The following is a 16,282-nucleotide window of genomic DNA, read 5'->3' on the forward strand; positions in this document are numbered from 1 at the left end:
TCCGTCGGAGTCGGCGGTGACGTATCGGCCCGGTGCCCGCGTCGTAGCGTTCGTTAGGGCGGCGTATCGCACCTGTACGTTTCCGAATTGCGACGTGCCGTCGGCTCGGTGCCAGATCGATCATCTGGTTCCGTTCGATCACGACGATCCCGAGCGCGGCGGCTGGACGATCGTGACCAATCTTCAGCCGGTGTGCGTCTTCCATCATCAGGCGAAGACCTCGGGGGCGTGGTCGGCGGTGATGCTCGCCGGAGGCGCGATTCTGTGGTCGAACTCTGTCGGTCTACGTGCGGTCTCGTTGCCGGACTTCTCGATCGCCTCGCCTCTCCGACGCCACCGACGCCACCGACGCCACCGCAAAAGTACATCGGCCGGGACGTCGGTGTCCCCGGCCGAACCCACCCGTTGGGAGCTCGAGTACAGTGGGTGTGCACCGCCGACACTCGAGGACTTTCGTTGTGCAGCAACGGAAAACGAGAGGCAGAAGCTCGCAGGGAAGAGGCGGGCCTACCTCGAACACTGTCGTGTCGTCCATGCGCGTGTTCGGTACGACCGCACCCGATACGACCCTCCGCCCTTCTGAAGAACACCCGCGCCGGTGTGGCACGGGCCTCTGGCCTGCTACCTTGAACGCCGTTCAAGTCTCTGGGGCAGGTCACCGTCCCACTCCTCGAGGAGCCACCCGTGTCAGATGTAGACCGCAGTACTCGCCGGCCGAGCCGTAAGGTCGGGCGAATGAACGTCTCGGCCCGCGACATGGCGCAGATCGCAGTGTTCGCAGCACTCATCGCCGCGCTCGGCCTGCCGGGATCCATCACGGTCGGATTCTCGGGTGTGCCCATCACCCTGCAGACCCTCGGCATCATCCTGTCCGGTGCCATCCTCGGACCCCGCAAGGGCACGGCCGCGGTCCTGGTGTTCCTCGCCCTGACGATGATCGGTCTGCCGCTGCTGGCCGGCGGGCGTACCGGCCTCGCAGCGGTGGCCGGGCCCACCGTCGGGTACCTCATCGGCTGGATCCCGGCCGCATTCCTGATCGGCCTGCTCACTGCGCGAATCCTGCCCAAGTACTCGATCGTGCTCGGCCTGCTGATCAACGCGGTCGGCGGAATCCTGGTCGTCTACGCATTCGGCATCATCGGGCTCGTTCTGCGCACCGATGTCGGACTCTGGGCCGCCGTCACGTCCAACGGACCGTTCCTGCCCGGTGACATCGCCAAGGTCGTCGTCGCCACCGTCGTCGCCAAGAGCGTCCACCGTGCGTACCCGGGCCTGATCAAGGCGTGACCCTTGAGCTGGGAGGTCGAGGCAACGGCACCGCGATCGTCCGGGCGGGTCGCGTGCTCACGTACACGGACCTCGACGCAGCCGTCGAGCAGTGGCCTCACCTCCCGGTGCACGATGCATCGGCGCTCGATCTGCCCGAGGCGTTGATCTGTGTGTTCGCGGCGGCCAGGCAGGGCAGCGCGGTGCGGGTCGAGGATCCGGCCATCAGGCCGGAACGTGCCGACGAGCAGAGTCCCGACGCGTTCCTGCTGGTGGCGACCTCGGGCTCCACCGGGCGCCCGAAACCGCTCGCTCGCACCGTCGCGTCGTGGGTCGACAGCTTCTCGGAGTTCACCGCCATCTCCGGTATCCGACGGACCGACACCGTGCTGATCACCGGACCGCTGCACGCCACGATGCACCTGTTCGCCGCGGTGCATGCACTGTGGCTGGGGGCGTGCATCACCGACGAGCCTGCGCAGGCCACTGCCGTTCATGCGGTGCCTGCGGTACTCCGTGACGTCCTCCGCCGGATGCCTCGCGCGAGGGTTGCCGTCGCTGCCGGCGCCGGCCTCGACGATGCTGCCGCGCAGACGATCTCGGCGCAGGACATCAGGCTGGTCGAGTACTACGGCTCGGCGGAGCTGTCGCTGGTGGCGGCACGAGTCGTGGGCGAGCACTCGTCACTGAGGCTGCTCCGTGACGTCGAAGCACGCACCGAGGACGGGTACCTGTTCGTTCGATCGCCGTACGCTGCACTGGGTGCGCGCGATTGGTTCGGCGTCGGTGATCTGGCCGAACTGAACGGCTCCGAACTCCTCGTCCACGGCCGCGGGGATGCAGCGATCAACGTGGGCGGAACCACCGTGATCGCCGAGGACGTGGAGAACATCCTGACCGCACTCGACGGCGTCCGAGCTGCGGCAGCGATCGGCATACCGCACGCGGTTCTCGGCGAAACAGTCTCTGCCATAGTCGAACTCGACGGAACCCGCGACCTCGACCTCGTCCGCGCCGACGCCCGCGCCATCATGGCCAAGGAAGCACTGCCGCGACGCTGGACGGTGGTGCAGCAGTTGCCCCGCACCTCGAGCGGCAAGATCGCGCGAGGGGCATTGCAGGGAACGGCCCTGCAATGATGATCCCTGCTGTGCATGCGCCCGTCATCGTTGCGGCGAAACGCACGGCAATCGGTATCGCCGGGCATGGCTTCGCCGATGTCACCGCCCCCGAGTTGGCCGCTCCTGTGCTGAAAGCTGTTGCGGCAGAGATTGTCTCACTCGACATCCCTATCAACGACGTGATCCTCGGCAACTGCCTCGGTCCCGGCGGCGACGTCGCACGTGTCTCGGCGCTGCTCGCGGGTCTCGGTCTCGACGTTCCAGGTGTCACCGTCGATCGGCAGTGCGGATCCGGACTCGACGCCGTCGTGCAGGCCGCGTCGCGCATCCGCAGCGGCGACGAGACACTGATTCTGGCCGGTGGCGTCGAATCTGCCAGCACCAGCCCGTGGCGATTCTGGCCACCGGTCGACGGTGAAGCACCCGTCCGCTACACGCGAGCGCCGTTCGCGCCACCCGGCTTCGCGGACCCGGACATGGGCGTGGCGGCGGACGACCTCGCGCGAATCCGCGGTATCGGGCGCGAACGCCAAGATGCCTACGCGGCACAGTCTTTCGCGCGCGCGGCGGTCTGCGACTTCTCGGCCGAGATCGTCACCGTGAACGACGTCGCAACCGACGAGCGTATCCGCCCCAACATGACCGCTCAGCGGCTCGGGAGGCTGCGCCCCACCTTCACCTCCGACGGTACCGTCACCGCGGGCAACTCCTGCGGAATATCCGACGGCGCAGCGGTTCTGGCCGTCACCACGGCCGAGCACGCAGCCGGGATGCCGGCGTTGCGCATCCTCGGTAGCGCGGTCGCAGGGTCCGACCCGGCTCTTCCGGGACTGGGTCCGGTGCGGGCGATCGAGAAACTGCTCGCCCGCACCGGGGTGCGCATCGCCGATATCGACACCGTCGAGATCACCGAGGCGTTCGCGTCGGTCGTGCTCGCGGTCTCGGACGAATTGGGCCTCGACGAAGGTCTTATCTGTCCGGAGGGTGGGGCCATCGCCATGGGGCACCCGTGGGGAGCGTCGGGCGCAATTCTACTGGTACGGTTGGCATCTCGAATGCTGCAACCCGGAGGACCGGCATTGGGCCTGGCGGCCTGCGCCATCGGCGGCGGGCAAGGGATAGCGATGCTGGTGGAGCGAGCAACATGAGCGAGGTTGTATGAGTACGGTCAGGTTCGAGAACATTTCGCACTCGTTCGGGGAACGGCAGGTGCTCTGCGGCATCGACCTCGAGTTCGACGAGCGGCGCATCGGCATCATCGGATCCAACGGCTCGGGCAAGTCGACGCTCGCCCGGATGATCAACGGTCTGATCAAGCCCGATACCGGCCGCGTCACGGTCGACGGCGTCGATGCCGCGAAGAAGGGTGCGCAGGTTCGCAAGAAGGTCGGTTTCGTGTTCACCGATCCCGATTCGCAGATCGTGATGCCCACGGTCGCAGAGGATCTCGCGTTCTCGTTGCGCAGGTCCGGCCTGAGCAAGGCCGAGGTGGCCGAGCGGGTGGACGAAATTCTGGTCCGGTTCCGTCTGGATCGGCACCGCGACCATCCGGCGCACCTGCTCTCGGGTGGACAGAAGCAGCTGCTCGCCATCGGCGCGGTTCTCATCCGACGGCCGGAGGTGGTCGTTGCGGACGAACCGACAACGCTGCTCGATCTGCGCAACGGCCGCGTCGTCGCGCAGGCTCTGGATTCGATGGATCAGCAAGTGATCGTCGTGACCCACCAACTGGCACTGTTGGACAGCTTCGAGCGCGTCATCGTCATCGACGACGGGCGTGTCGCATTCGACGGGGCTCCCGCCGCTGCCGTTCCGGCCTACCGAGAGCTGATCGGATGATCGGTCTCTACCGGCCCGGGACCTCGCTGCTGCACCGGATGAGTCCGGGATCGAAGTTGCTGGCACTGATCGTCGCGATCCTGGCGACGGTGATCTTCGCGCGCACTCCGCTCGAAGTAGGTGTGGTTGCGCTGCTGGTCGCGGCGTTGTTCGCAGCGGCTCGCATTCCGGCGAAAGTGGCACTGGCGCAACTACGTCCGGTGCTGTGGATGCTGTTGATCATCGGTGTGTTCCAGGTGATCATCACTACCTGGCAGCGGGCTGTGGTGGTGTGTGGGGTGCTGGTGATCTCCGTTGCTCTGGCGGCTCTGGTCACCCTCACCACCCGGGTGACCGACATGCTCGATACGGTCACCAGGGCGCTCGGTCCCGTCCGACGCTTCGGCGTCGATCCGGATCGCATCGGACTGCTCCTGGCCCTCGCCATTCGGTGCATCCCGCTGCTCGCGTCCATCGTGCAGGAGGTGTCGCAGGCGCGTAAGGCACGCGGACTGCAGTGGTCGATGACGGCGCTGGCAACCCCGGTCCTGGTGCGTGCTCTCCGTACCGCCGACGCCATGGGAGACGCGCTCGTCGCGCGCGGTGTCGATGACGATGACGTGAGAAGAGACGATGACGAGTGAGTTGCTCGCCGCCCGAATAGCGCGGCATTCCGACAGTCCCGAGGCGGCGGTCGTCGATGCGACCGGGGAGATCTCCTATCGCGAATTCTGGGGTGCGGTGGAACGCACCGCGGGCTCGTTGGCGGGCACGAGTCGCATCGCGGTGCTGCCGACGTCGGATATCGGATCCTTGGTGGTCGTCGTCGCGGCGATGCATGCCGGAGTCAGTGTCGTTCTGCTGCATCGACATCTGCTGGCTCATGAATTCGCCGATGTCACGGCGGTGTGCGAGCCCTCGCTGATTGCCGCGCATCCGCGTCAGCATGCGAGATTGCGTGGTTGGGGCGCAGTCGACGTGTTCGCACCCGAGGACGTGGCTGCCGACCCGACCGCCGCCATCCCTACTCCCGCAGCGAATTCCGAGTTGCTCGTGGGCGTCACCTCCGGAACCACCGGCCCGCCCAAGTTGTTCGTGCGCAATCAGGCGTCGTGGGCTGCCACGCTGGACCGCTCCGATGCACTGTTCGATCTCGGTCCAGGCGATCGGGTGTCCGCACCCGGCACCCTCGATCACACCCACTTTCTCTACGGTGCGTTGCACGGGCTGACCCGGGGTGCGACGGTGGACCTACGCAAGGTGCCGGTCGCTCTCGAAGATGCTCCGACACATCTGTATTCGGTACCGACCATCGCCTGGGACATCGCTCGCTCGGGAGTGCGATCGGACAGTGTCCGCGAGGTGCTCTCGTCTGCGGCGCGATGGCCGCAGTCGGGTCGAGCGGCACTGGCGAGAGCGCTACCGAAGGCAACCACGACGCACTTCTACGGGGCGTCCGAGCTCAGTTTCGTCTCCTACGACCGAAGCGAAATCACAGGCACCGAGGTCAGCGGACAGCTGTTCGACGGGGTCGAGGTCGAGATCAGGGACGAACTGCTGCACGTGCGCAGCGACATGCTGTTCGACGGTTACCTGAGCCGAGTGGGAGGCCACACGACCCTGACGAACGGGCCGGTCGACGGGTGGATGACCGTCGGCGATCGCGGCAGTGTCGAAGAGGGACGACTGATCTTGCACGGCCGCGACAGCGAGACGATCGTTCGAGCCGGACTCAACGTCGAGCTGGCTCCGATCGAAGCGGCACTGTTGTCGATCTCCGGTGTGCTCGAGGCCGGGGTGGTCGGCTTGCCCCACGACCGAACCGGTGCGGAGCCCGCGGCCGGAGTGGTTGTTGCGCAGACCGATCCGATATCCGTGGATCGGATCCGCCGCCACCTACGCACCGTGCTGCCGGGTCCCAGCCTGCCGGTGGTGATCGCCGTCGTGGATTCGCTGCCCCGCACACCACGCGGCAAGCTCGACCGTCACGCCTTGGGTGCAACCTTGGCCACGGTGCGGACCGTCGGCTCGCCCGATGCTCCTGTGACGACGAACCAGACGGTCAACGCGCCGCCGTCGTAGCGGTGGCGCAGAGTGACGCGTTCACCCGCCAGCACCGGGGTCAGGTATTCGATGACGGCGCGGTGCGGTGCCGCGGCCAGCTCCGGCACGTCCACCAGCAACTCCTCGATCGCATGCCAGTATGCGGCGTTGTTGAGGTGGTTGAACGGGTCGATATCGGTTGCGCGCAAGGGGAACTGAACGTCCTCGTGAGATTCCGCCGGCACCGGCTCGGTCAGCCATGCCTTCCAGCGCAACCGGTGTTGATCGGTGGTTCGCGCCAGCATTTCCAGGGCACCGTCGCTGATGCGGGTCGGCATTCCGGTGTCCTTGCTGATGTTGATCCAGAAGCCCTCGGTCTCGATGCGCCCACCCTTCGGTGTCGTCAGTGCCACCCGCATGTTGGACCATCGCGTGGACATCGAGGAACACCAGCGCCGCATATGGACGCGGTCCGGGAAGTGGATCGGCTCGAAGACGTCGATGACGGTGCGTCGCACGATCCACATCGGATCGGTCTTGCCCAACGGTGTGGCATCGAGGTTGTCGGTGCCGATGTCCTGCAGGTAGCGGGCAACGCCGTCGAACCGCAGTCGGTTGTTCGGATCGATGTCGCCGGTCCGCACCGGCCAGCTGGCCTCGAAACCCTCACCGGGCGGCGGCTCCGGTGCCAGTTCGTCGTCGAAGCCTGCCGGTTCCACGCGTGCATTGGTCACGATGGCACTGTACGCGGACAGGCCGAATGTGCACTGTCAGACGATGTGCCGGGCCCGCATGCCGTCGAACACCGGTGCCACACGCACCACGTCTCCGGTGGTGGGAGCGTGCACCATCTGCCCGTTTCCCATGTAGATCGCCACGTGACCCGGCCCGGCCGGGCCGAAGTTTCCGAACAGCAGGTCGCCCGGTTGCGCGAGCTCCATCGGGACCTCGGTGCCCACGTTCCACTGGGTTTCCGAGGTGCGGGGCAGTGTCACTTTCCCGCCCGAGGCCTTGTAAAGGGCATACGACGTCAGGCCTGAGCAGTCGAATCCACCGCCGGACGGCCCGTTGATGTTTCCGCCGCCCCATACGTACGGCAGTCCCAGGTAGTCCATCGCCAACTGCACCGATCGGCCGCCGATTCCGGTGAGGTCGAGTCCGGCGAAGGGCGTCAGGATCGCGGCGAACTGCGCTTCGGTCGCTCGGATGCGAGAGACGTACGGCTTGGTCTGCGTCTCGTAATCGAATGTGCCCGAGGGCATGCCGCCCGATCGCAATACAGCCCCTGCGCCTGCGTTGTATCCGGCCAGGGTCAGATCCAAGGTGTCACCGGACACCTTGCCCTCCCGCTTCCACCCGTCGACCTGTCCGTAGATATCGCACAGCAGTGTGCCCGACGCCATCACCGAATCACCGATGCTGTTGACGTCGGCGACGCCGTTGCCGTCGTAGTCCTTGCCGTACGTGGCCCATGTGCCGGGCATGAACTGCCCCGGTCCCTGCGCGCCGGTGCTCGAGACCGGAGCGGTTGGGCCGTGTCGAAAGCCGTTCTCGGCGGCATACAGTGCCGCGATGGTCGTCGCCTTGACGCCGCCGCAGATGTTGCCTGCCTTCTGCAGCCACGGCACGAAGGCCGTGATGGCTCCCACTGCACCCAAACCGATCGGGCCCACGTTGATGCCGGTGAACGTGGCGGGTTGACCGGGGAACAGCGCACGCCGAATGGCCTCGGCCGACGCCATGAACGCGGTCTGGGTGGCGATGTCGGCGGCGGTGTACGTCCGGCCGGCGAATTGAACGGCACCCGCCCCGAGGGCGGCTGCGGTGGTGGACACCGCATTCGACGAGAACACACTGAACGGCAGTGGCGCAGAGGGGGAACCGGCAGTCGACGTGGTCGACAGTGCGGCGGGCAGGGCGGCAACAGCCGTCGGGTCGGTCGGTACCGCAGAACCCTCGGCTGTATCCGTGCCTGCTGCTTCTGCGCCTGCCGCCTCCGCGTCGGCTGCTTCGATGTCTTCCACCGTCGGCAGATCGGGGAGCATCGGTTCGGCGGCGGTGTGTATGCCCTCGGCGGCGTCGGAGAGGGTGCGGTCGGCGATGTCGGCGGCAGGTTCGGGCAGGGTCCCCAGGAGTTCGGTCCACTGATCACTCATCGTGTTCGCCTGATCCTCGGCATCGGCGGCAATCGCGGCCGCCTGATCCTTCACCGCCTGATCGGGAATCGGAGCCGGGGCGTCGGTTCCGGCGACAACTCCGGCGGCGGACACGATGACGGCAACGATGACTGCGAATGGATCGCCTGCCATGTATCGACTCCTGCTACTCGAACGACCTTCCCCGAGCCAGTGGCTGTGATCAGGCTCACTCGGGTGCTGCTCCCATCATGCACGGTGCAGACGTTCGACTCATGAGTTTTGCGAAACTGTCAGAACAGGGATGCCCAGTAGTCCGAGAAGCGGATTCCGATGAGCGCGACGACGATTGCGTACCACACCGCGAGCAGCGTCCACCGCCATTCGAGGAAGAGGCGGCCGACGGTGCCGCCGTTGTTCGGTCCGGAGCCGATCAGTCGGCTCAGAGCCAGCACGAACAACGGCATCGTCACCGCCCAGACCACCATGCAGTACGGGCACAGGGCGTTGATCTCGTACAGGCTCTCGAAGATCAGCCAGTGCACGAACACTTCACCGAGCAGCAGGCCGCCGCTCATGCCGAGCCAGAACCAATGCGGCAGTTCGACGCGGCCGAGCCACAGCACCCCGGCGACGAGCGCGACGGAGAACGCGACGATACCGAGGATGGGGTTCGGAAAACCGAACAGCGCAGCCTGTTTCGTCACCATCACCGACCCGCACGAGAGCACGGGATTCAGGCTGCACGACGGGACGTACGACGCGTCCTCGAGCAGTTTGAATCGCTCGATCGTCAGCGTCAGCGCTGCGAGCAAGCCGAGAGCGCTGAACAGGGTGAAGACAGCGGCACCAGCGCGGGTTCTCATGTCGGTCGTCGGATGCTGCTCAGCTACCGGCGGCGGCGGTGAGAATGTTCTCCGGCGTCGGGTTGGCGATGTCGGTGCCGTTGACCCGCACGTTCGGTGTTCCGTTGATGCCTTCGCCGAGGACCGACTGTGTCTGGGTGGTGACCCAATCGGTGTAGCTGCCGTCGGTGATGCACGACGCGACGGCGGGGGAGTCGGCACCTGCAGCGGCGGCGATCGCGACGAGTTCGTCGTCGGTCAGTCCGGTACCGCCCTCGGACGGCTGCTGCTCGAACATGGCGGTGTGCCAGTTCATCCAGTTGTCGCGGTCGTTCTCGGCGACGCAGATCGACGCACTGGCCGCGCGGGTCGAGTACATGGTTCCGTTCGAGAACCGGTCGAGAATGGAGATGGGACGGTAGTCGACGGCGACATTGCCTGCGTCGGCCAGCTGCTGCAACGTCGATCCGCTGACGGACTCGAAGTTCTTGCACGCCGGGCACTGGAAGTCCTCGACGACGCTGATGACGGTAGTGGCGTCGGGATTGCCGAAGCGGATGGCACCGTCGTCCGTGAGCGACGTGGGGGTGAGCTGGGCACCGGTCGACCCGCTGGAGCCGGCGGCCGATGCATCCCCCGACGTCGAATCTCGGTTGACGATGAAGAGGGCAATCGCTGCCACGAGCGCGATCAGAACGACTGCGACGACGACCTGAATCAGAGTCCGACGATTCTTGTCGCCGTTCTGCATGGCCTTGATGTCTTTGGAGACGTTCTTGCTCGTGTTCACGGCGACCAGTTTAGGCAGTCGATCCTGAGTGCCGGATGAGAGCCGGCGTCAGCCCAGATGCGTCAGACCAGGGATGCGAGTCGTTGGATGGCGAACCGGTATCCGTCGATCCCGAGCCCGGCAATGACGCCGCTGGCGATGGGGGAGACGAAGGAGTGATGCCGAAATTCCTCGCGGGCATGCACGTTGGAAATGTGCACCTCGATGATCGGCACCTCCGGGATCACGAGCGCGTCGCGCAGCGCCACGGACGTATGCGTCAACCCGCCCGGATTGATGACGATGCCCGACGCCACCCCGCGGGCCTCGTGGATCCAGTCGATGATCTGACCCTCGTGGTTGGACTGCTCGGCCCGGACGGTGAGACCGTGCTCGGCACCGGTCTTCTCGCACAGGGTGACGACGTCGGCGAGGGTGGCGTGGCCGTACACCTCGGGCTGCCTGGTTCCGAGCATGTTCAGATTCGGACCGTTGAGCACCAACACCTGCTTGGCCACGACGTCACTCCTTTTCCTGCTTCGGGTACTACCGAGTCCGATCATTTCACAGCGGGTTGACACAATCGTCCGGTGAAGGCAGTGACCGCGTGAAGGCAGTGTGGGTGGTGTGGGGCATCGGTGTCTTCGCCTACATCGTCGGGGTGCTGCATCGGACGTCCTTCGGCGTCGCGGGCCTGAGTGCGGCCGATCGGTTCTCGGTCTCGCCGTCTCTGCTGTCGTCGTTCGTGGTGTTGCAGGTGGTCGTGTACGCGGGGATGCAGATCCCGGCCGGGGTGCTGCTGGATCGCATCGGTTCGCGGAAGATGATCGCCGCGGGCGCGCTGATCATGGCGACGGCTCAGATCACGCTGGCGCTCACCGAATCGCTCCCCGTCGCCGTGGCCGCGCGAGCGTTCGTCGGCGTGGGCGATGCGCTCACCTTCATCTCGGTGCTGCGATTGGTGCCGCGCTGGTTCACGCCCCGGCGAGTACCGATCGTCTCGCAGCTGACGGGTCTGCTGGGCCAGCTCGGCCAGGTGCTCTCGGCGGTCCCGTTCCTGATTCTGTTGAACGGACCCGGCTGGACGTTCGCGTTCGGCAGCTCAGCGGCGCTCGGGCTGCTTGCCCTGGTGCTGGTTCTCGCGCTCGTCCGAGATCGGCCCGACGACGGAGCTGCCCCCGTGTTCGAGCCGACGACGTTGCGCCAGACCCTCGCCTCCATCGCCGAGGTGTGGCGACGGCCCGGCACGCGGCTCGGCTTCTTCTCGCACATGGGCACCCAGTTCTCGATCACGGTCTTCGCGTTGCTGTGGGGTGTGCCGTATCTGACGTCGGCGCAGGGCCTGTCGGCGTCGACGGCCGGAGCGTTGCTGACGGTGTCGGTGGCGGCCGCGGTGGTGTCGGGCATCGTGGTCGGGCTCCTCACCGGGCGTTACCCGATGCGGCGGTCGTGGCTGGTGCTGGCGATCATGATCAGCAACGCCGCGATGTGGGCCATCGTGCTGTCGCTTCCCGGGCCTGCGCCGCTGTGGTTGCTGGTGCTGCTCGTGGTGGTGATCTCCGTGGGTGGTCCCGGTTCGGTGATCGGTTTCGACCTCGCCCGCACGTTCAATCCGAGCGCCAACCTGGGGACGGCTCAGGGGATGGTGAACATCGGCGGCTTCCTGGCGTCACTGTTGGTGATCGCGGGGATCGGATGGATTCTCGACGCGATGGGTGGCTACACGTTCGACAGCTTCCGGATCGCATTGCTCGTGCAGTTCCCGGTGTGGATCATCGCGATCACCGGAGTTCTGCTCACGCGCCGCAAGACCAGACGAGTTCTCGCGGCCGAGGGAATTCATCCGCACACGATGCGTGAGGTGCGCGATCGGATCCGGCGCAAATAACTCTTTGCACCGACGGCATTCTGCGCGCATGCTGGTGTCCCAATATCGTTGTAGGACACAAGCAAATGCTACGTAAAGGTGCGTCAAAGAGATGGTAACCGAGCCTGAAGTGACCCCCGCGTCCGGCGAGTATTCGCATCGCGAGATCATGACGATTCTGTCGGGCCTGATGATGGGTATGTTCCTCGCGGCGCTCGATCAGACCATCGTCTCGACGTCCGTCCGCACCATCGCCGACGACCTCAACGGGTTCTCGGTGCTGGCCTGGGTCACCACGGCCTACCTCATCACCTCGACGGTCTCGACCCCGTTGTACGGCAAACTCTCGGACCTCTACGGGCGCAAGCCGTTCTTCATGACGGCCATCTCGATCTTCGTCGTCGGATCGATGCTGTGCGGCATCGCGACGTCGATGTACGAGCTCGCCGCCTTCCGCGCCATCCAGGGCCTCGGTGCAGGCGGTCTGATGTCGATGGCGCTGGCGATCATCGGCGATATCGTGCCTCCGCGCGAACGCGCCAAGTACCAGGGCTACTTCCTGGCCGTGTTCGGCACGTCCAGCGTGCTCGGACCGGTCATCGGTGGCCTGCTCGCCGGGCAGTCGTCGATTCTCGGAATCACCGGCTGGCGTTGGGTTTTCTACATCAACGTCCCCCTCGGCATCATCGCGCTCGTGGTGGTGTGGCGAGTGCTCAATCTGCCGGTGTACCGCCGCGAGGCGCGCGTCGACTGGTGGGGCGCAGTGCTTCTCAGCGTCGGCCTGGTCCCGCTGCTCATCATCGCCGAGCAGGGTCGCGTGTGGGGATGGAGCTCGCCGCGGGCCCTGCTGTGTTTCGGAATCGGCATCGTCGGCGTCATCGCGTTCGTGCTCGCCGAGATCAAGATGGGCGACGACGCCCTCATTCCCATGCGATTCTTCCGAAATCCGTTGTTCTCGTTGTGTATTGCCGTCAGTGTCATCGCCGGTGCGGCCATGTTCGGTGGCATCTCGCTGCTGCCTCAGTATCTGCAGGTGGTCAAGGGATCGTCGCCGACGCTGGCCGGCTATCAGACCCTGCCCCTCGTCGGTGCCCTGATGGTCGCGTCGATCGTCTCGGGTCGGATGATCTCGAAGACGGGACGCTACAAGATCTTTCCGATCGTCGGTACGGCACTGATGGCGCTCGCGATGTTCGTCTTCCATTACGTGCACGCCGATACCCCGCTGTGGCAGACGATGGTCGTCATGGGCGTGTTCGGCCTCGGGCTCGGTTCGATGATGCAGCCGCTGACCCTGGCCATCCAGAATGCGATGCCGCCCAAGGACATGGGTGTATCCACCTCTGCCGCAACGTTCTTCCGGCAGATCGGTGCGACGGTCGGCGTTGCCGTCTTCCTGTCGATGCTGTTCACCCAGCTCACCCCGAAGACGGGAGACGCGTTGATCGCCGCCAGTTCGACCCCGGCATTCCAGCAGGCAGTACAGAGCGCCGCCACGAGTTCCGATCCGCTCGAATCGGGTTTCGCTCGAGCCATCGCCTCGGGTGACGCCTCCGTCGCAGGCAGTGCACTTCAGGACAGCTCGTTCATCCAGAAGCTCGAACCGGCTCTGGCCGAGCCGTTCCGCATCGGGTTCTCCGACGCCATGGATTACGTGTTCCTGGCCGTGTCGATCCTGATGGTCCTCGGATTCGTACTGGTGCTCTTCCTCAAGGAGGTTCCGCTGCGCACGATGTCCGGCCTGGCCGCTGCGCAGCAGGAACGAGACGAAGAACGAGCGAACGAGGCAGGCACCGGACTGCTCTGATGGCGTGAAGTCCGATGCCGTGAATCCTGGGACCAGGTACGGCTCGGTCCGGTGCGGACCCCGGGAGCGTCGATCCGCTCAGGTCGAAGGTGCGGTGATGCCTCGGAACAGCACGTCGAGACCCAACTCGAGTTCGAGGGCACCGTCGTACTCGGTGATCAGAGGTGGCAGCGTCGACAGCAGGGGAAATGTGTCGATGGGCAGTCGGCGCAGAGCGAGGCTGAGGCGGTCGCCGGTCTCGTCCGGGTTGGCGGTCGTTTCCTGGGTCTCGCTCACTAGATGGCCGCGTAGGAAGGAGATCATCAGCCGATAGCTCGTCAGGGCCTCGGGCAGCGTGAATCCCGCGGTGGTCAGCAGAATCAGAATGTTCTCGAGTGAGGCCAGTGACCGGGGCGTGCCCAACCCCAGTGGGGTCGCCTGAGGGCAGGTGGTCAGCAGCACCGCCGCGTGCGGGTGTTGGAGGGCGAGCTCACGGTAGTGCCGCGCAAAAATTCTGAGCTGACGCTGCCAATCGGGGTCTGCGCCGTCGACGCAGACGAGTGTGCCCAGTACCGAATCTGCGATGGCGTCGAGCAACGCCTGTTTGGTGGGCAGGTATCGGTAGACGGTCATCGGATCGCGATCGATCGATGCCGCGAGGCTCCGGATCGTCAGGCTGTCGAGGCCGGTTCGATCGACGATGCTCAGGGCGGCGGATACCACGTACTCGCGGTCGATCTTGATATTGGAGTGTGGGCCCGGTCGGTTCGTCGTGGACATCGGTAGGCAACCTCTCGAAAGCAGTGAACCGACCGGAAAGTAGGGGGGCAAACAAACTTGTTGTTCGACAACACTTTTCGCTTGACTCATTATCCTACACATGGTGTGCTGTAGCTCTACACCGTAGAGATACGGGGAAACTCGTAGTTGCGGAGTGGGCACGAGCCTCCGCTGATCGCACGGTTGTGCCACCTTGCCGAACACCGTCGGCCGGTGACGTCATCGAATACGGAACCGCGATACCTCCACGCACTCGGATCGGTCCGGGGCGGCCGTTGAGCGTCGCGACATCAATTGCTGCGCAATCGAACTCGTCGGGGGATCGATTGCGCGGTTCACGAAGTCCGGCAACAAGTCCGCTTCGCCCAACCAGCAGAACGGTATGCAATCCATGCCCGCTTCACAGCACACGTGCACGTCGACCCCCATCAAGCGCAGGGGAAGAACCCTCGTTCCGCTTGCCGGTTCGGTCGCTTTGGCCACCAGCGCACTCATGCTGATCAACGTCCCCGCAGCCGAGGCTCAACCCACCACCGTCGAACTCGGCACCGCGGAGAGTTACGCCGTTCTGGCCGGCTCCAAGATCACGAACACCGGCCCGTCGAGGATCGGCGGCAACGTCGGAGTGAGCCCAGGCGTCGGTGTCGAACCGTTCATCACCGGATTCCCACCGGGAGAGCTCACCAGTGGAGTTATCGACGACCGCAATTCGGTTGCAGCGCAGGCGAAAGCGGATCTGAGTACCGGATACGACGACGCGGCCGGTCGACCGGGAGCAACCTCGACCGGAGTCGAACTCGGCGGACAGACATTGTTGGCCGGGTTGTACGGTTCGGGCACGTTCGACCTGACCGGAACCCTCACACTCGACGCACAGGGCAACTCCAACGCCGTGTTCATCTTCCAGGCGGCATCGACGCTGATCACGGCATCCGACAGCAGTGTCTCGCTGATCAACGGGGCCAACCCGTGCAACGTGTTCTGGCAGGTCGGAAGCTCGGCCACACTCGGCACCGGTACCGATTTCGTGGGCACGATCATGGCACGGGCGTCGATCACGGCGACCACGAATGCCGATGTGCAGGGACGGCTACTGGCTCTGGACGGAGCTGTCACCCTCGACTCGAACACGATCACCAACCCGGGTTGCGGAACCACCGAGCCGCCCGTGACCACCACACCTCCGATAACGACCACGCCTCCGGTGACCACGACATCTCCGGAGACCACGACGCCTCCGGTGACCACGACATCTCCGGAGACCACGACGCCTCCGGTGACCACGACATCTCCGGAGACCACCACGCCGCCCGTGACCACGACATCTCCGGTGACCACCACGCCGCCCGTGACCACGACATCTCCGGGTGATGGTGGCGGTACGCCGGGTGACGGTGGAGGTACGCCGCCGATCGTCATCGAGGTGCCCCCGATTCCGGGTGTGCCGCCGGTGATCACCATCCCGCCGATCCCGGGTGTCCCGAACGTGCCGAACCAGCCGAACGTGCCGAATCAGCCGAACGTGCCGAATCAGCCGAACGTGCCGAATCAGCCGAACGTGCCGAATCAGCCGAACGTGCCGAATCAGCCCAACGTGCCGAATCAGCCGAACGTGCCGAATCAGCCCAACACGCCTGATCAGCCGATCACACCGGGTGGCCCGGATCAGCCGGGCACGTACAACCCCGGTGGGCAGATCACACAGATCCCGAACGGTGGTGTCGACACCGGTGACGGCAGTACCGTGAACCGTTCGACTGCAACGTCGTTCGCTCCGATGTGGACATTGCTGGCGGTACTCGCGGTCGGTGCTTTCTCTGCCTTGGCTCTGACTCGTCGTCGGAACTGATCG

16 protein-coding genes are annotated in these 16,282 nt (G+C 65.4%); 10 read left to right on the forward strand and 6 right to left on the reverse strand.

Annotated features, from left to right (window positions below; genetic code table 11):
* Positions 1-94: 94 nt before the first annotated feature.
* From CH276_RS21340 to CH276_RS21370, 7 genes are all read left to right on the forward strand, one after another.
* Positions 95-583, forward strand: a complete 489-nt coding sequence (locus CH276_RS21340; protein WP_094629521.1) for an HNH endonuclease signature motif containing protein — start codon at positions 95-97, stop codon at positions 581-583.
* Positions 584-735: 152 nt separating this feature from the next.
* The gene (locus tag CH276_RS21345) at positions 736-1,287 is read left to right on the forward strand and encodes a biotin transporter BioY (protein ID WP_176459369.1); all 552 of its coding nucleotides are present in this window, start codon (positions 736-738) and stop codon (positions 1,285-1,287) included.
* On the forward strand, positions 1,284-2,405 hold the full coding sequence (locus tag CH276_RS21350) for an AMP-binding protein (protein WP_094629522.1): 1,122 nt from the start codon (positions 1,284-1,286) through the stop codon (positions 2,403-2,405). The genes CH276_RS21345 and CH276_RS21350 overlap by 4 nt, the downstream gene beginning before the upstream one ends.
* Positions 2,402-3,535 carry a thiolase family protein gene (locus CH276_RS21355; protein WP_094629523.1) on the forward strand — a complete coding sequence of 378 codons (1,134 nt, stop codon included), beginning with the start codon at positions 2,402-2,404 and terminating at the stop codon, positions 3,533-3,535. The genes CH276_RS21350 and CH276_RS21355 overlap by 4 nt, the downstream gene beginning before the upstream one ends.
* A 10-nt stretch (positions 3,536-3,545) precedes the next feature.
* Complete coding sequence (locus tag CH276_RS21360) at positions 3,546-4,226, forward strand: energy-coupling factor ABC transporter ATP-binding protein (protein ID WP_032393986.1); 681 nt, start codon at positions 3,546-3,548, stop codon at positions 4,224-4,226.
* Positions 4,223-4,849 (forward strand): energy-coupling factor transporter transmembrane component T family protein, encoded by a 627-nt coding sequence (locus CH276_RS21365; protein WP_094629524.1) that lies wholly within the window; start codon positions 4,223-4,225, stop codon positions 4,847-4,849. Before CH276_RS21360 ends, CH276_RS21365 begins: the two co-directional genes overlap by 4 nt.
* The gene (locus tag CH276_RS21370; protein ID WP_094629525.1) at positions 4,839-6,287 is read left to right on the forward strand and encodes an AMP-binding protein; all 1,449 of its coding nucleotides are present in this window, start codon (positions 4,839-4,841) and stop codon (positions 6,285-6,287) included. Before CH276_RS21365 ends, CH276_RS21370 begins: the two co-directional genes overlap by 11 nt.
* Here the strand turns inward: CH276_RS21370 and CH276_RS21375 are convergent.
* The 5 genes from CH276_RS21375 to aroQ all read right to left on the reverse strand — a co-directional run bounded on the left by CH276_RS21375 (position 6,191) and on the right by aroQ (position 10,560).
* Positions 6,191-6,982, reverse strand: coding sequence for an acyl-[acyl-carrier-protein] thioesterase (locus CH276_RS21375; RefSeq protein WP_441344207.1), 792 nt, complete (start codon positions 6,980-6,982; stop codon positions 6,191-6,193). The genes CH276_RS21370 and CH276_RS21375 overlap by 97 nt on opposite strands.
* A 36-nt stretch (positions 6,983-7,018) precedes the next feature.
* Positions 7,019-8,557 (reverse strand): C40 family peptidase, encoded by a 1,539-nt coding sequence (locus CH276_RS21380; protein ID WP_032393989.1) that lies wholly within the window; start codon positions 8,555-8,557, stop codon positions 7,019-7,021.
* Positions 8,558-8,676: 119 nt separating this feature from the next.
* Positions 8,677-9,249 (reverse strand): vitamin K epoxide reductase family protein, encoded by a 573-nt coding sequence (locus CH276_RS21385; protein ID WP_032393990.1) that lies wholly within the window; start codon positions 9,247-9,249, stop codon positions 8,677-8,679.
* Between the two features lie 19 nt (positions 9,250-9,268).
* Positions 9,269-10,018: a DsbA family protein gene (locus CH276_RS21390; RefSeq protein ID WP_254923996.1), complete on the reverse strand. Its 750-nt coding sequence runs from the start codon at positions 10,016-10,018 to the stop codon at positions 9,269-9,271.
* Positions 10,019-10,080: 62 nt separating this feature from the next.
* On the reverse strand, positions 10,081-10,560 hold the full coding sequence (gene aroQ / locus CH276_RS21395) for a type II 3-dehydroquinate dehydratase (RefSeq protein WP_045199075.1): 480 nt from the start codon (positions 10,558-10,560) through the stop codon (positions 10,081-10,083).
* A gap of 44 nt (positions 10,561-10,604) precedes the next feature.
* On the opposite strand from aroQ, the gene CH276_RS21400 reads away from it, so the two are divergent.
* Both CH276_RS21400 and CH276_RS21405 read left to right on the forward strand, forming a co-directional pair.
* Positions 10,605-11,885: an MFS transporter gene (locus CH276_RS21400; RefSeq protein WP_094629526.1), complete on the forward strand. Its 1,281-nt coding sequence runs from the start codon at positions 10,605-10,607 to the stop codon at positions 11,883-11,885.
* 91 nt (positions 11,886-11,976) lie between these two features.
* Positions 11,977-13,671, forward strand: coding sequence for an MDR family MFS transporter (locus tag CH276_RS21405; RefSeq protein ID WP_032393994.1), 1,695 nt, complete (start codon positions 11,977-11,979; stop codon positions 13,669-13,671).
* Between the two features lie 78 nt (positions 13,672-13,749).
* Here CH276_RS21405 and CH276_RS21410 read toward each other — a convergent pair whose 3' ends face one another.
* Positions 13,750-14,430, reverse strand: coding sequence for a TetR/AcrR family transcriptional regulator C-terminal domain-containing protein (locus CH276_RS21410; RefSeq protein WP_094629527.1), 681 nt, complete (start codon positions 14,428-14,430; stop codon positions 13,750-13,752).
* A 391-nt stretch (positions 14,431-14,821) separates the two neighbouring features.
* Between CH276_RS21410 and CH276_RS28555 the strand changes: the two genes are divergently transcribed.
* Entirely contained in the window at positions 14,822-16,279 is a 1,458-nt protein-coding gene (locus CH276_RS28555) for an ice-binding family protein (RefSeq protein ID WP_254923998.1), read from the forward strand.
* Positions 16,280-16,282 lie beyond the last annotated feature (3 nt).

This window comes from Rhodococcus sp. 06-470-2 (assembly GCF_002258235.1).
In the GTDB taxonomy this organism is placed as follows: Bacteria; Actinomycetota; Actinomycetes; order Mycobacteriales; family Mycobacteriaceae; genus Rhodococcoides.